At 49.2% G+C, this 15,839-nt stretch carries 14 protein-coding genes and 1 tRNA gene; 4 read left to right on the top strand and 11 right to left on the bottom strand.

The window, feature by feature from the left end; translation table 11 throughout:
* Positions 1–6 precede the first annotated feature (6 nt).
* The 10 genes from LKE33_04065 to obgE form a co-directional block, all read right to left on the bottom strand.
* Positions 7–1,014 (bottom strand): biotin-dependent carboxyltransferase family protein, encoded by a 1,008-nt coding sequence (locus LKE33_04065; GenBank protein ID MCH3950101.1) that lies wholly within the window; start codon positions 1,012–1,014, stop codon positions 7–9.
* The gene (pxpB, locus tag LKE33_04060; GenBank protein MCH3950100.1) at positions 1,011–1,784 is read right to left on the bottom strand and encodes a 5-oxoprolinase subunit PxpB; all 774 of its coding nucleotides are present in this window, start codon (positions 1,782–1,784) and stop codon (positions 1,011–1,013) included. The genes LKE33_04065 and pxpB overlap by 4 nt, the downstream gene beginning before the upstream one ends.
* Before the next feature lie 12 nt (positions 1,785–1,796).
* On the bottom strand, positions 1,797–2,984 hold the full coding sequence (locus LKE33_04055) for a divalent metal cation transporter (protein ID MCH3950099.1): 1,188 nt from the start codon (positions 2,982–2,984) through the stop codon (positions 1,797–1,799).
* A gap of 56 nt (positions 2,985–3,040) precedes the next feature.
* Positions 3,041–3,808 (bottom strand): LamB/YcsF family protein, encoded by a 768-nt coding sequence (locus LKE33_04050; protein MCH3950098.1) that lies wholly within the window; start codon positions 3,806–3,808, stop codon positions 3,041–3,043.
* 631 nt (positions 3,809–4,439) lie between these two features.
* Entirely contained in the window at positions 4,440–5,654 is a 1,215-nt protein-coding gene (locus LKE33_04045; GenBank protein ID MCH3950097.1) for an ABC transporter permease, read from the bottom strand.
* A gap of 4 nt (positions 5,655–5,658) precedes the next feature.
* Entirely contained in the window at positions 5,659–6,342 is a 684-nt protein-coding gene (locus tag LKE33_04040) for an ABC transporter ATP-binding protein (protein ID MCH3950096.1), read from the bottom strand.
* Between the two features lie 24 nt (positions 6,343–6,366).
* The gene (locus LKE33_04035) at positions 6,367–7,431 is read right to left on the bottom strand and encodes an efflux RND transporter periplasmic adaptor subunit (protein ID MCH3950095.1); all 1,065 of its coding nucleotides are present in this window, start codon (positions 7,429–7,431) and stop codon (positions 6,367–6,369) included.
* 224 nt (positions 7,432–7,655) lie between these two features.
* Entirely contained in the window at positions 7,656–8,912 is a 1,257-nt protein-coding gene (locus LKE33_04030; GenBank protein MCH3950094.1) for a glutamate-5-semialdehyde dehydrogenase, read from the bottom strand.
* A gap of 12 nt (positions 8,913–8,924) precedes the next feature.
* Positions 8,925–10,052, bottom strand: coding sequence for a glutamate 5-kinase (proB, locus tag LKE33_04025; protein MCH3950093.1), 1,128 nt, complete (start codon positions 10,050–10,052; stop codon positions 8,925–8,927).
* Between the two features lie 120 nt (positions 10,053–10,172).
* Entirely contained in the window at positions 10,173–11,453 is a 1,281-nt protein-coding gene (gene obgE, locus LKE33_04020; protein ID MCH3950092.1) for a GTPase ObgE, read from the bottom strand.
* Positions 11,454–11,680: 227 nt separating this feature from the next.
* Between obgE and LKE33_04015 the strand changes: the two genes are divergently transcribed.
* The 4 genes from LKE33_04015 (at position 11,681) to hydG (ending at position 14,934) form a co-directional block, all read left to right on the top strand.
* Positions 11,681–11,757: transfer RNA gene (locus LKE33_04015), tRNA-Arg, on the top strand.
* A gap of 286 nt (positions 11,758–12,043) precedes the next feature.
* Positions 12,044–12,307: a cation transporter gene (locus tag LKE33_04010; protein ID MCH3950091.1), complete on the top strand. Its 264-nt coding sequence runs from the start codon at positions 12,044–12,046 to the stop codon at positions 12,305–12,307.
* A gap of 5 nt (positions 12,308–12,312) precedes the next feature.
* Entirely contained in the window at positions 12,313–13,095 is a 783-nt protein-coding gene (locus LKE33_04005; GenBank protein ID MCH3950090.1) for a ZIP family metal transporter, read from the top strand.
* A gap of 417 nt (positions 13,096–13,512) precedes the next feature.
* Positions 13,513–14,934, top strand: coding sequence for a [FeFe] hydrogenase H-cluster radical SAM maturase HydG (gene hydG / locus LKE33_04000; GenBank protein ID MCH3950089.1), 1,422 nt, complete (start codon positions 13,513–13,515; stop codon positions 14,932–14,934).
* Positions 14,935–15,163: 229 nt separating this feature from the next.
* Here the strand turns inward: hydG and LKE33_03995 are convergent, their stop codons facing one another.
* Positions 15,164–15,787 carry a flavodoxin family protein gene (locus LKE33_03995; GenBank protein MCH3950088.1) on the bottom strand — a complete coding sequence of 208 codons (624 nt, stop codon included), beginning with the start codon at positions 15,785–15,787 and terminating at the stop codon, positions 15,164–15,166.
* Positions 15,788–15,839: the final 52 nt, after the last annotated feature.

The raw sequence follows: 15,839 nt of genomic DNA, 5'->3' as shown, positions 1-15,839 counted from the left end.
TATTCATTATATCTTCTTTTGCAGGGCTTCCGCAAGGGAGTCTTTGAGAGCACCCATGTAACCCTCTTGTTTTGCATAATTTTGCTCTGCTTCGGTCAGAGTCGTCCATTCAAAACGAATTGTGTCACCCGGGCGAAGCTGAGCCAGACGAGGCAGATCGACCAGAATGACCTGTCCGATTTTGGCATAACCGCCCGTAGTCTGCCGGTCTGCCATAAGGATGATTGGCTTTCCGTCTGCCGGCACCTGAATAGCTCCGAAAGTAACCGGTTCGGAAATCAGATCCCGTTTCTCCTTGAATTGCAGTTTTGTCCCATCCAGGCGATACCCCATACGGTCAGCCTGCGTCGTGATAGTATAAGGCTCAGTGACAAATGCCTTCAGACTATCCTCCTTGAACCAATCGTACTGAAGGCCTTCCGTGACCCGGATAGGGCCCTTATTGAATACAAAGCGTCCATCGATGGACCAGGGAACAGTTACGAAAGGAGCATCACCCTTGGCGCTGCGTTCCATACGGCCCACAAAAGCTGCCTGATGGGGATCGATAGTACCAATAGCAAGTTCGTCGCCTGCCTTGAGGGCACGGCCTTCAACGCCTCCGATTTTCGCTCTGAGGTAAGTGCTCTTGCTCTCCATGACAGGCGGCACGTCAAAGCCGCCGGCAGCAGCCATATAAGCCCGGCACCCGTTCTGGGCAAAACCAAAGGCAAGTGTAGCTTTTCTGCGAACATAGACAGGCCGATAGGTTGGTACCGGTTTCCCGTCCAGAGTAGCTTTCATATCCGCTCCGGTCAGGGCAAAAGTAAGGCCTGCCGGCAATACAAGGAGAGGACCGCTCATGGTCATTTCCAGTGCGCCTTCCCCAGGATTGTTTTGGACGAGAAGGTTAGCGAGGCGCAGGGACACATCATCCATGGCACCACTTACAAGCACTCCGAATTTCTGGTAGCCGTAGCGTCCCAGATCCTGAAGGGTTGTCAGGGGACCGCCTTTCTTGACAAGGATTTTCATTTCGGCCGCCTCCCTTCTTCCTCGCGCTTAAGCTTTTCGTACTCTTCCGGTGTAATGGAATAGAATTCAATACGGTCTCCCGCTTCGAGCATACTTGGGTGGCTGAGATCATAGGGACGGAAAAGATCCAAAGGCGTCCGCCCGATAAGCTGCCAGCCGCCGGGAGTCTCAAGAGGATAGGCACCTGTCTGTGATCCTGCAATGCCGACCGACCCCACCGGGATAGCAAGGCGCGGTGTATCACGGCGCGGCGTTGCAATCTTGGGAGAAAGGCCGCCGACATAAGGAAAACCAGGTGCAAATCCAATCATGTATACCAGATAATCCCCACCGGTGTGGATATCGATTACCTCTTGCGGGGTCATATGGTGATATTCGGCTACGTACTCAAGATCCGGCCCATACTCTCCGCCGTAGCAGACGGGAATCCGAACCTTGTCCCGTGCACTTTCTTCCGTGACATCAAGCCCGTCGAGAAGTGCTTCGACCCGTGCCCGTGCTTCCCTGTATCCCTTGGACAGGCGGGCATCTTCGGCAAGATGACTCTCGCGCGACAAGACAAGGGGATCATAGAACACGGTTACCCCCGTATAAGAAGCTTCCACTTCCTTAAGCCCCAGGAATGGATGAGCCTTGAGAGCGGCCACAAGGGCGCTGGCACAGCGCAGGATGCCCGGATCGATTTTATCCCCGAAACTAATCATGAAGGCCGCTTCCCCAATCGGCTGAATGCGGGGATTTTTCAGCCAAGCCTTCGCATCATATTCCATATGGATGCCTCCTTATCCTAACAGTTTCGGAAGCATCTTGACGATAGTCTGTCCAGCCATGCAAAGCATGACAAGAAAGACTCCCCATCCCGCATAGTAAAGGAATGTGGAATGATGATAGCTTCCTACGATAGAAGTCTTCCGTGCCGCAAGGAGCAAAGCACCAAGGACAATCGGAAGAATCAGACCATTAAGAGCCCCGACGACAACAAGAACGGTGACCGGACGGCCAATGAAGGAGAAAATAAGGGAAGAAAAGATAATGAACGCAATGATCAGATACCGATGGTACTTTTCCAGTACGGGGCTGAAGGTGCGGATAAAAGATACGGACGTATAAGCGCACCCTACAACGGACGTAATGGCTGCCGACCACATAACGATTCCGAAAATCTTATACCCAACATCCCCGACAGCCAGCTGGAAAACAGAAGCCGGCGGGTTCTTTGGGTCCAGGGTCAAGCCCTGGGCAATGACGCCAAGCGTTGCCAGAAAGAGGAGAACTCTCATAAGACTAGTAATGCCGATACCCATGAAGGAACTCCGGTTGACCTGATCCAGGTTTTCTTCTCCGCAGATTCCCGCATCCAGCAGACGATGCCCTCCGGCAAAAGTAATATAGCCGCCGACACTGCCGCCTACGAGAGTCACGATACTCATCACATCAATCGTATCCGGCATGATTGTCTTAGAAATAGCCAGACCGATGGGCGGATGACTCGTAAAGGCTACATAAATAGTAAGCAGGACCATGATGCCGCCTACAATCTGGGCAAATCGGTCCATAAGACGCCCGGCTTCCTTATTCAGGAAAATAAAGACAGCAATAACGGTACTGATGATGGCTCCGGTAACAGGAGAAATTCCAAACAGAACGTTCATCCCAAGGCCGGCCCCGCCGATATTGCCGATATTAAAAGCAAGCCCGCCGGCAACAACAAGAGCAGAAACGAAGTAGCCCAGTCCCGGAAGGACGGCATTGGCAATATCCTGCCCGGGTTTCTTCGCTACTGCGATGATGCGCCATACGTTCATCTGTGTAATAACATGGATAATGATTGTTACCAGGATTACAAAACCAAAACTAGCTTTGAGCTGATTAGTGAAGACTGTGGTCTGTGTAAGGAAACCAGGGCCGATAGCACTGGTCGCCATGAGAAATGCAGCGCCCAAAAGGACACTGAGGTTGGATTCTTTCATAGGGGTTGCTCCTTTTTACCAGGTGCCCATCTGACAAGGGTAATAGAACGAGTTCCTTAACGAAGGAACGACCCTGCAGGGGCAATCTCTACACCGTGTTCTGTCAATGCTTTCCGAATTTTCTGTACAAACAGAAGCGCTTTCGGGCCATCACCATGAACGCAAATGGAATTTGCTTCTATAGGGATAACCTTACCCGAAAGACAAGTCACTTTATGGTCCAGAACCATGGAAAGAACTTGTTTGATGGAAGCTTCTTCATCAGTAATCATCGCACCGGGCTGCGACCGCGGCGTCAGTGTCCCATCATCCTGGTAACTGCGGTCGGCAAAGACTTCCGAGGCAGTCGTAAGGCCCAATTTTTTTGCTGCCTTGATGCTTTGGGTGCCAGGCTGTGCAAAAAGGATGAGATCCTTGTCGACATCGTAGATGGCCTGAGCAATAGCCTCAGCAAGAGCGGCATCCTTAGCGGCCATATTGTACAAAGCTCCATGAGGCTTTACATGCTGCAGACGGGCACCTGCTGCTTTAGCAAAAGCTGCGAGGGCTCCCACCTGGTAAACGACCATAGCGTATACATCTTCCGGAGACGCGGCAAGTTTTCTGCGTCCAAACCCGACGAGATCCGGATAGCCTGGGTGAGCTCCAAGGCCTACGCCATTTTCATGAGCAAGAGCAATAGTCTTCTGCATAACCCGTGGATCTCCGGCATGGAAACCACACGCAATATTAGCACTTGTTACGAGGGGGATAATTTCTTTGTCCATACCAATTGTATAGGCACCAAAGCTTTCTCCCAAATCAGAATTCAGATCGACCTTCATACAACGACACCTCCTAAAAATATGAGCTCCCGTCCCCACGACGGAGCAAAAAGAGGGAGAAAGAGCACGAACAAAGAGGGAAAAATGTCCCCCGTTTCGATTTACTACAGTACTCTAAGAGTCCCTCAAGCAACTGTATTCGTTATACAGTATCCATATTGTCTTGTCAACTAATAGAATAAATCTGCTTGTTTTAAAAAAAACAAGTAGTAAAAATGTCAAAAATAATACACAAAAAAACGAATTATTTAAAATATATTGATAATTTTTATACGATACCTTGCTGTGATATGTCATTATTTCGAATTTTCTGATAATATATAGGAACATTACTATAAAATTTAAGTATATATACCTGTTACTCAGTAACTTTTAAAAAACAAAGTAATCAGGTTATAGCTCCAAGCGCCTTATGAAGAAACATGAGGAGCCGCAAAACAATGAACAATCATTATTTCACAGCCCCTCAATTTAAGCTATGTTCAATATTAGTTTTAATAGGCGGGTCACAATGTAAGTCAAAACAACAAGCAGCAGTAAAGCTTTAAAACGATCCTTGATATCAAATCGCGTCTTGGGCCGATGCAGCCATTCTCTGAGGCCATTACATTTTTCCCGCAGGGTCGGTTCCTTATTCATATCTCAGTGCCTCAATCGGGTCAAGCAGAGCCGCTTTCTTTGCCGGATAAAGACCGAAGAAGAGGCCGATACCCACGGAGAACACAACCGAAATAATGGTAGCGAGCACGGAAACGACAACCGGCCAGCCAATCATCTTGGCAGTAATGACGGAGATAATAGTTCCGAGAATCATTCCTGTCGTTCCGCCGGTCACGCCGATTACCATGGACTCCACCAGGAACTGCAGCAGGATATCATGGTAGGTGGCCCCGAGTGCCTTACGAATCCCTATTTCACGGGTTCGTTCGGTCACGGATACCAGCATGATATTCATGATGCCGATGCCGCCGACGAGCAGACTGATAGCTGCTACAATAGCAAGCAGCAAGGTGATGGAACCCGTCGTTTCCTGAGCTGTCTTGATGATTTCAGCCAGGTTTCTGACAGAGAAGTCATCGTCTTCGCCATTCTTAATCTTATGACGCTGACGCAGAAGCGTCACCACATCAGATTGAACCTGGTCGATCGTATTTTCGTTTTGGCACTGAATCGTAATGTTTCGGATATAGGTGAGGCCCATGAGGCGCTGCATGGCCGTTGTGAGCGGGACAAATACGATATCATCCTGGTCCTGCCCCATAGAAGACTGTCCTTTGGTATTAAGGAGCCCCACGACCTTGAAAGGAGCCTTATTGATTCGTAAGGTCTTCCCCACAGGATTCCCTTCCGGGAACAAGTTGTCTGCCACGGTTTTCCCGATGACGCAGACACGGTCACGGCTCGTCATTTCCTTTTCCGTAAACATCCGTCCGGAATTAATGGTATAATTCCGGATTTCGATGATATTGGGCGGCATACCCTGAACTTGTGTATTCCAGTTCTGGTTGCCGGCAACCAGCTGATAACTGCTCTGAACTCCAGGAGCCACGTATTTGATACCATCGACGTTCTTTTCGATGGCTTTGGCGTCTTCATAGGTTAAATGAGCACCGCTGCCGCTGGTGATACGCTGCCCGTTGGCAGTACGGCCGCCACTCATGACGATGAGGAGGTTACTGCCCATGCTGGTGATGTTCTCCTTGACTTTTTGCTGCATCCCGAGGCCCAGAGAGACCATGGCGATGACAGCGCCAACGCCGATGATGATACCCAGCATCGTAAGGAAAGTCCGGAGTTTATTGGAGACCATCCCCTCGAAAGCCATTTTTATGCATTCGCGAAGCATTGTATCACTCCCTCCGTTCGTCCTTGATGAGCTTGCCATCCCGTATGGTCAGGATTCGCTGCGTCATATCCGCCAGCTCCGGTTCATGGGTGACCATGATAACCGTTTTTCCCAAATGGTTCAGTTTCTCAAAGATATCGATGATTTCCAGCGTAGATTTTGTATCAAGGTTACCTGTCGGTTCATCAGCCATGATGATAGCAGGATTATTGATAAGGGCCCGGGCGATAGCTACACGCTGACGCTGACCACCGCTCATCTCATTGGGCTTGTGGTACATACGAGCCCCAAGTCCTACTTCCTGCAGGGCCTTCTCAGCCCGTTCCGTGCGCTCTTTGAGACCTACCCCCGCATAAACAAGGGGAAGGGCCACATTTTCCACTGCCGTAAGGCGGGACAACAGGTTGAAACTCTGAAAAACGAACCCGATCCGTGCGTTACGGGTATGGGCCAGTTCGTCATCAGAATACTGTGCAATATCCTTGCCCTCCAGGATGTAATGCCCGGAGGTCGGCCTGTCCAGACAGCCCAGCACGTTCATCAGGGTCGACTTCCCACTTCCGGAAGGCCCCACGATGGAAGTGAATTTTCCTTGTTCAAAGGAAACAGAGATATGGTTCAGGGCATACACTGTCGTATCACCCATGGCGTAAGCTTTTACTATATCCTGTAATTCAATGACGTTCATGTCTCTTTTCCCCCTCTGCCCTTATTACATCGGAGGACCTCCCCGGTTCGTTGTCTTCACGGTAACCGTCTTGATTACAAGGGGATCCCCTTCATTCAGGTCGCCGGTTACAGCATCCCGGTCTTCTCCCGTCATCAGGACTTTGACATCCACTTCACGGGTATCACCCGTTTTAGGATCAAGCACTTTGACATAGGAACGAGAGCCGTCCGAGTAGAGGCACTTACTTGAGATAGTGAGAGCGTCCTTTACTTCGCCGATGATGACATTGGCACGGGCCGTCATGGTCGGCAGGAGCTTGCCATCGACATTGTCTACATCTACGTAACAGGTGTAGTAGTTGACGTTGTTGGTCGTCGTTGCATTCCGGCTGATAAGGGAGATGATACCCATAAAGGTTTCGTTAGGATAGGCATCGACTGTGAATTCAACAGTCTGGCCGTCCTTGATTTGCCCGATATCGGATTCATCCACCATGAGCTCGATCTGCATGTTGTCCAAAGTCGCCACGTTCATGATAACCTGCGGCGAAGAAATACCGGCCGATACAGTCTGCCCTTCGGCAGTCGGTTTACCGATGACATAACCGTCAATCGGGGACGTAATGACCGTATCGTTGAGGTCGGACACAGCCTGCTCATAATCAGCTTTTGCATAAAGATAATCCGCTTTAGCCGTATCATACGTGCTCTGGGAAATAGCGCCCTCGTTAAGAAGTGCCGTGTCACGCTTGTACGTAGCTTCCTTATCAACCAGGGTTGCATGTTTCATTTCCATAGTCTTCCGTCTGGACGTATCATCCAGCTGAACGAGGACCTGTCCTGCTGTAACATGCTGGTTTTCCTTCACATAGACGCGGGTAATACGTCCCGTAATCTTGGAGTTGATTTCAACGTTATCAAGAGCGCTGAGGGAGCCTGTTGCGGAAACCGTATGCCGCACGTCACCCCGTGCTACCTCGTCCGTACGGATCTGGGCGATAGCATCTTTCGTCTGTTTATTCTTGTACCAGATGCCGCCGCCAACGGAAGCAACTATGAGTACTGCCACAAAAATCAAAAGATATTTGTGTTTCTTAAAGAAATTCACTGTTTTCCCCACCTCGCTTATCTAGAATGAGTTTCTCCGATTTGCCGTTACATCTTAACATCTATTTATGAATAAAAGATGAACAGAAAAACAAGAAACAATAAACCATCATATTTTCCTTCATCTTACAAGCTTATCTCAAATGTTTCCGGAGCATCGACACGCTGCGGATACGAGGCTCTGGCCACCCCTGCCATGCCCTTTGAAACAAGCTGCTTTCTGTCTTATTTTCTTACCTGGCCATTGCCCTGGATCAAATATTTCGTCGTCGTCAGTTCCGGCAGGGCCATCGGTCCGCGTGCATGCAGTTTCTGCGTGCTGATTCCGATTTCAGCGCCAAAACCGAATTCAAACCCATCCGTAAAGCGGGTAGAAGCATTGACATAGACACAGGCAGCATCGACGCGCTGCTGGAAGCGGCGGGCTGCTTCATAATTGTCCGTCACAATGGCTTCGGAATGACCGGTGCCGTATTTCCGGATATGGGCTACTGCTTCATCCAGCGAATCCACAACCTTCACGCTGAGGCGCAGGTCATTATATTCCGTGCTCCAATCTTCTTCCGTAGCCGCCGCCATGGAAGCATCGTAAGAACGCGTTCTTTCATCTCCGAACAGCGTCACATGAGCCTTCTTATATTCCTCCAACATGACAGGCATAAACTTGTCAGCAATATTCTTATGGACAAGGAGCGTTTCCATGGAATTACACGTACTCGGACGGTTTATCTTGGCGTTCAGGGCAATCTTGACAGCCATATCAACGTTGGCATCCTTATCTACATAGGTATGGCAGACGCCGGCACCCGTCTGAATGACCGGAACAGACGCATTGCTCACAACGGCATGAATGAGTCCTGCCCCGCCGCGCGGAATGACGACATCAACGAGTCCATCCAGATGGATCAATTCATCAACGGCTTCGCGTTCTTTAATATTGATAAACTGGACGGAACCTTCCGGCAGGCCTGCCTTCTGTCCTGCCGCAATGAGAGCGTCACTGACTGCCTTGTTGGAACGAATGGCTTCCTTTCCGCCCTTTAAGATAACGGCATTGCCGCTCTTGACGCACAGTGCAATCGCGTCTGCCGTCACATTCGGGCGCGCTTCGTAAATAATCCCGATAAGTCCCAGTGGAACTGTCACTTTCATAATAGTAAGGCCATTCGGCAGATTGGAACCGCTCAGGATCTTCCCGACCGGATCCGGCAATTCAGCCACCTGGCGAATTCCCTTAGCCATCTGAGCCAGACGGTCATGGGTCAGTAAAAGGCGATCAAGGAAAGAATCCTTCAGCCCATTTTCCTTCCCACTTGCCATATCTTCCGCGTTGGCCTTCAAAATTGCTGCTTCCGACTCCATCAGTCCATCGGCCATGGCAAGCAGCACATCATTTTTAACCTTTGAATTCAAAAGCCCCAGATCTACAGAAGCCTCTTTGGCAGCTTCTGCCTGGCGGCGAACCATTCCTTTTTCGTACATGATGACTCCTCCTTACATAATCACCAGATTATCCCGGTGAATCACTTCATCTGCATGGATAAATCCTAAAATACTTTCAATATCTTTTGTCTGGCATCCCAGAATCTTTTTCAAGTCGGCCGATCCATAATTGACGAGCCCGCGGGCCAGTTCATGCCCGGCCTTATCGACCACGCTGACCGTAACTCCATTATCAAAATCTCCCTTGACTGCAGTCACGCCAACAGGAAGGATACTACAGCTGCCTTCCCGGCGAATGGCTGCGGCAAGCCCGTCGTCCACGACGAGCGTACCTTCCACCCGGGCCCCGAAGGCCAGCCACTGCTTCCGGAACTGTAAATGGGAAACCCGTGGGAAAAAGACGGTACCGACGCGCTCCCCGCGCAGGATGCGGCGCAAAATTTCAGGATCCTCTCCGGAAGCAATCACGAGTGAAATCCCGGAAGAATTGGCGACCTTAGCGGCCTGAATTTTGGTGATCATACCACCCGTACCATTCTTCGAACCGGCTCCCCCTGCCATACTTTCCAGTTCCGGTGTAATTTCGTCAACTTCCGGAATCAACTTGGCATCGGGGTGCGTCTGTGGGTTAGCCGTATAAAGGCCATCCACGTCGGAAAGCAGGATATCAACGTCGGCATCGACAATACCGGCTACGAGCGCAGATAAATTATCATTGTCGCCGATTTTAAATTCATCAATTGCCACTACATCGTTTTCATTAACGACAGGAATCACGCCCCACTCAAGCAACTTCTGGAACGTGTTGCGGGAGTTGGCATAATGATGACGGTCCACCGTATCGGCTCTTGTAAGAAGCACCTGAGCCACAGACTGGCCATATTCGGCAAAAAGGCGCTCGTAGATATGCATCAAAATTCCCTGCCCTACTGCGGCGCAGGCCTGCTTGCCCGGGATATCCTTTGGCTTGCTGTCAAATTTCAGCTTGCCTACACCCACGGCACCGGCACCGGAAGAAACCAGGATCATCTGCTTTCCCTGATTCTGCAAGTCGGACATCACGCGGGCCAATTTCTCGATTTTTTCATAATTGGCCTTCCCATTCGGGTACGTAATCGTACTGGACCCTACTTTGACCACAATTCTCTTTGCTTCTGTCAGACTCTTACGCTCCATCATCCACACCACTTTCTCGCTTTTCCTATCAATAAAATAAAATGTGATTACAACTATCTGTCTTCACCGGCACTGCGCCATAGTTTTCTGCTAATCAGTACAGGCGTCTCAGCTGCAGCCGAATTAGTACTGATCGTGATAATCGAAAATCATATCCCCGATCTTAACAGACTGTCCTTCTTCGATACCCTTATCCTTCAAAGCCTTTTCGATACCCAGACGCCGCCAGATTAGTTGGAAACGATATAAAGCTTCCTCATTATCAAAATTCGTCATGGCCACAAGCCGTTCAATATTTTTGCCCTTGACTTCAAAATCGGCATCTTCCGTATCCGTCAAAACTTCGAAAGAATCAGGATCCACTTCCTTAACGTGTCCGATTTCCAAAAATTCAGGTTCATGCGGTGCTTTCTGCACCATTTCGTAGGCCTTATACATGACTTCTCTGAGTCCCTGCCCCGTTGCTGCGGACACCTTCATAATCGGATAGCCCTGGGACTTGACATAGGCTTCAAGCGCCGGATAATTTTCTTCGGCACCCGGCAAATCCATCTTATTTGCTACGACAAGCTGCGGCCGTTTGGCCAGCTTATCGCTGTAAAGCGCCAATTCTTCGTTGATTTTCTTAAAATCCTCGACCGGATTACGGCCTTCACAGCCACTGCAGTCCACTACATGCATGATGACCCGGGTTCTTTCAATATGACGCAGGAAATCATGTCCCAGTCCGACGCCTTTGGACGCTCCTTCAATCAGTCCCGGCAGGTCTGCCAGTACAAAGGAGTTTTCCGGGTTCAGCCGCACTACGCCAAGCACCGGGCTGAGCGTTGTAAAATGATAAGCCGCTACTTCCGGACGAGCTGCCGAAACGCGTGCCACAATACTGGATTTACCGACGCTTGGGTAGCCGACCATACCAACATCAGCCAGCAGCTTCAGTTCCAGGCGCAGCCAGCCCTTCGTACCCGGTTCCCCTTTCTCGGCGAAAGTAACGCCTTGTTTCGTACTCGTCACGTAACAGGCATTGCCTTTACCGCCTCGTCCTCCTTTGGCAGCCAGATAACGATCACCCTTGTGGGACAAATCGGCGAGCACTACACCCGTCGCGTCATCGATGACTACTGTGCCGATTGGCACCTTGACTTCCACGTCATCGGCTTTGTGGCCGGTACAGTTCTTGGCACCGCCATTGCCGCCGCGAGAAGCCACGAATTTTCTCTTATAACGAAAATCCACCAAAGTGTTTAAATTATCGTCCACGACAAGCCAGACACTGCCGCCGCGCCCGCCGTTGCCGCCGTCAGGGCCTCCGTGAGCTACAAACTTTTCTCTCCGGAAACTGGAAGCACCATCACCGCCGGTTCCTGCCTCTACATAAATTCTTGCTTTATCTGTAAATAACATAGGAAACTAACCTTTCTTTATCATAAAAAATTATGTCGCTCGACAAACACGTAGTAGTAAATTATATAATACATTTGATAAAAATACCACTTGCAGACGCTATCCTTGCTTTAATCCTCCAAAAACGCAAAAAAAGTGTGACTTAAAAAACAAAAACTCCTTACCAATTTTGAAAAAACATGTTGACATTATTTTTTATTCTAGTATAATAAGTAATGTTCAGTTATGACTCCGTAGCTCAGCTGGATAGAGCGTTTGGCTACGAACCAAAAGGTCGAGTGTTCGAATCACTCCGGGGCCACCAATTGAGATCAGCCGTGGAACAATCGTTCCACGGTTTTTTATTTTATTAAAAAGTGGCCAGTGGTTAAGCACAATTGTGCGAGTACCTATTTCAGCAGATTCTTGAGATAGATTGCAGATCGTCGTCAGTTTTTATTGCAGCAAACCACATTTCAGATTGCTTCCTACAGAGCGGCAAGCGCTCCGCCGCTATTCTGGACACGTCCATTGACAAATCATTGATATTTATATACACTTATTACGCATAAGTTAGTTATAGCTAATTATTGTCAAAGGAGTGTTGCCTTATGCTAAAAACAATTGCTCATATAGAAGGTATGTCCTGCGGCATGTGCGAAGCCCATATCAATGATACGGTGCGCAAAACTTTTCCGGAAGCATCCCACGTTTCCGCCTCTCGTCATAAAAAGCAGGTCACCTTTATCACGGAAAAACCCATCTCCGCAGAAGTTTTGCGAGACGCCATCAATAAAACCGGCTACACCTGTCTGGAAGTAACCTCAGAACCCTATGAGCAGAAAAAAGGCTTCTTCGGCCGGCTGTTTGGCTGAAGTTTATGGAAGCTAACGTATTTTGGGGGATTGCGATTCCCTTTATCGGAACTTCTCTTGGTTCTTTCTGTGTTTTCTTTATGCAGAAAACACTCAATGAGAAATTACAGCGAGGGTTAATTGGATTCGCTGCCGGAGTTATGACAGCGGATTCGTTTTGGAGCCTTCTGCAACCGGCCATTGCCCAATCAGAAGTCTATGGGCGGTTTGCTTTTATACCGGCTTTCATCGGCTTCTGGATTGGCATTGCTTTCCTGCTTTTTTTAGACCGGGTGATTCCGCATCTGCATCAGCGCAGCACCACACCTGAAGGGCCAGCTACTCAATTGAGCGGTCAAATGCTTCTTCTGCTTGCTGTTACGATTCACAATATACCCGAAGGCATGGCAGTGGGTGTGGTCTATGCAGGATATGTGACAAGCAGTGAGCTCATCACAGCTGCCGGGGCCATGGCGCTGTCGCTGGGTATAGCCATCCAAAACTTCCCTGAAGGAGCTATCATATCCATGCCGCTGCGGGAAAGCGGCATGTCCAAAGGTGCGGTATTTATCTGCGGCGTACTTTCCGGAATCGTAGAACCCATCGGTGCATTGCTTACATTGTGGGCTGCCGAAATTATCGTACCCCTCTTACCCTATCTCCTCAGTTTTGCCGCCGGAGCTATGCTCTATGTGGTTGTTGAGGAACTCATCCCCGAAATGAGTGAGGGGCGCCATTCCGATATTGGAGTGCTCAGCTTCTCTCTCGGATTTACCATCATGATGGTGCTTGATGTGACGTTGTCTTAACAAAGAAAAGGCTGTGAAAAAATAAAAAGTGCTTTTAGCTTTTGACCTATGGCATATAGCCTCGTCTGCGACAGTGTGTTAAAGCTTTTGATTCAAGTAAAATATGATATAAAACCTGAAATTTAGCAATTAATCTAAATTTCAGGTTTTATTTTTATAAGTTCAAAGAAAAATGCTCTGATCATATTTCTTCTTTCTTCCATGGGCGGAAAGCGGGCTGCGATATTTTTGATATTTTTTCCCCCTTGCGCTTCTTTATGAATTACGGTAGAATGGCAAAAGCTCCCTGCGTACGAGGACCTCCAAGTACTAAGGCAGTGAATGGACCGATTCTATTTGCATGCCTTTTCAGGCATGTTTTTTTTGCTCCAAACCACTGTTGGGAAGTAAATAATCCAAAGGAGAGAATCATCCACTATGACGGCAATCTACGACCCCTCTTCCAAAAAGGCCGATGAATTCATCAACCATGAGGAAATCCTCGCCACCCTGGCCTTTGCAGATGAAAAAAGCAAGGACAAGGCGTACTGCCTTTCCCTGATTGACAAAGCCCACGGCATGAAGGGCTTGACCCACCGGGAAGCCTCCGTTCTTCTGAGGAACGAAGATCCTGATGTGACGGAAGCCATCTATGAACTGGCCCGTGAAATCAAAGATCATATCTATGGGCAGCGCATTGTCCTGTTCGCACCTCTGTACCTTTCCAACTACTGCATCAATGGCTGCGTCTACTGCCCTTACCATGCTGAGAACCGCCACATTCCTCGAAAGAAACTGACCCAGGAAGAAATCGTGAAGGAAGTCACGGCGCTGCAGGATATGGGCCATAAACGCCTTGCTCTGGAAACGGGAGAAGACCCGGTCAACAATCCGATTGAATATATTCTGGAAAGCATCCACACAATCTACAGCATCAAACATAAGAACGGTGCCATTCGCCGCGTCAACGTCAACATTGCGGCTACAACAGTGGAAAATTACCGCAAGCTGAAGGAAGCCGGTATCGGCACTTACATTCTTTTCCAGGAAACGTATCATCGCAAAAACTATGAGATGCTCCATCCCCATGGTCCCAAGCATGATTATGCCTATCATACGGAAGCCATGGATCGTGCCATGACGGGCGGCATCGACGATGTGGGGGTAGGTGTCCTCTTCGGTCTCAACAACTATCGCTATGATTTTGCAGGTCTGCTCATGCATAAGGAACACCTGGAAGCCGTCTTCGGCGTCGGCCCCCACACAATCAGCGTCCCGCGTATCCGTCCGGCCGACGATATTTCCGTTGACTCCTTCCCGAATTCCATTTCCGATGATCTCTTAAAAAAAATCGTTGCCATCTTCCGGATCACCGTGCCCTATACGGGAATCATCATTTCGACCCGTGAATCCGCCAAGACCCGTGCTTCCGTCATTGAAGTCGGTGTCTCCCAAATCAGCGGGGCATCACGCACCAGCGTCGGGGGTTATGCTGAAAAAGAGGAACGGGATTCTTCCCAGTTTGAAGTCAACGATAACCGGACTTTAGATGAAGTCATCAATTGGCTCTTATCCGATGGCTACATTCCCAGTTTCTGCACCGCCTGCTACCGCGCAGGCCGCACAGGAGACCGTTTTATGTCTCTTGCCAAAACCGGACAAATTTCCAACTGCTGCCAGCCCAACGCACTTCTCACCCTCAAGGAATATCTTACGGACTACGCTTCCGAAGATACCAGAAGAAAAGGTGAGGCCGTCATCAAACGGGAACTCACGAAAATTCCGAACCCTAAGGTTCGTGAAACATGTGAGTCTTACCTCGACAAAATTGTACATGGGGAACGTGATTTCCGATTCTAATTGACAAAAAAGAACCTGTCACACAATGTGGCAGGTTCTTTTTTGCGGCGGGTCGCAGATCGCTGGCCGCCCATGGAAGAAAAATTGCCTTTCATTAAACCAAACCGTCAGGTTGGGTATTCCTTTGGGACCTCCTTCCACGCAGTCGGAAGAAGGAGGCCACGAAGTGGCGGAAGATAGTACCAATCCAATGCTAAATGCCATAAGCTAAAGGCCAAAAGCTCCTTTTTTATCTCACAAAATTCGTCATCACTTTATTTTCCGGTTTCGGGAAGGCAATGCCGGCTTTTTTCGCGGCTTCCAAACAATGGAGCAGCCAAGCCATATTCTTTCCCATCTCGCGAAGCGTCTGCACTCCCTCGGGATCTTGTTCAAGGTCCGCGGCAACAGCCCCGTGAATCAAGTTCCAGTAAGAAGAACCAACGGTCAGCATCCGGGAAATTCCAAAGTACTTATTCAGCACATCGAGGGAGGCTGTAGTACCCGCCCTGCGGGCCACGGCAACGGCAGCTCCCGGTTTATAGGCAAAAGCATCGCCGCCGCTGATAAAAACACGGTTGAGGAACGACTGTACCTGCCCTGCCGGATGTGCAAAGTAAACCGGAGTTCCGAACACAAATCCGTCTGCCTTGCGAGACGCTTCTACGAAAGCATTAACATTATCCTGCGTAAAGACGCATGCCCCTTTTTTCATGCACTGCCAGCATCCGATGCAGTCCTGCACCGGCTTCGGCCCTACCTGAAAAAGTTCTGTGTCGATACCTTCTGCCTGAAGTGCCTTTGCCACAATCTCCAGAGCATGGTAAGTACTTCCTTTTTGATGCGGACTGCCATTGACCAATAATACCTTCATGGATAATCCCTTCTTCCTATATTAAACGTATCATACATATATATTATCATAA

The sequence above is a fragment of the Acidaminococcus sp. genome (assembly GCA_022482815.1).
Lineage (GTDB): Bacteria > Bacillota > Negativicutes > Acidaminococcales > Acidaminococcaceae > Acidaminococcus.
This window is presented reverse-complemented; position numbering and strand designations above follow the sequence as displayed.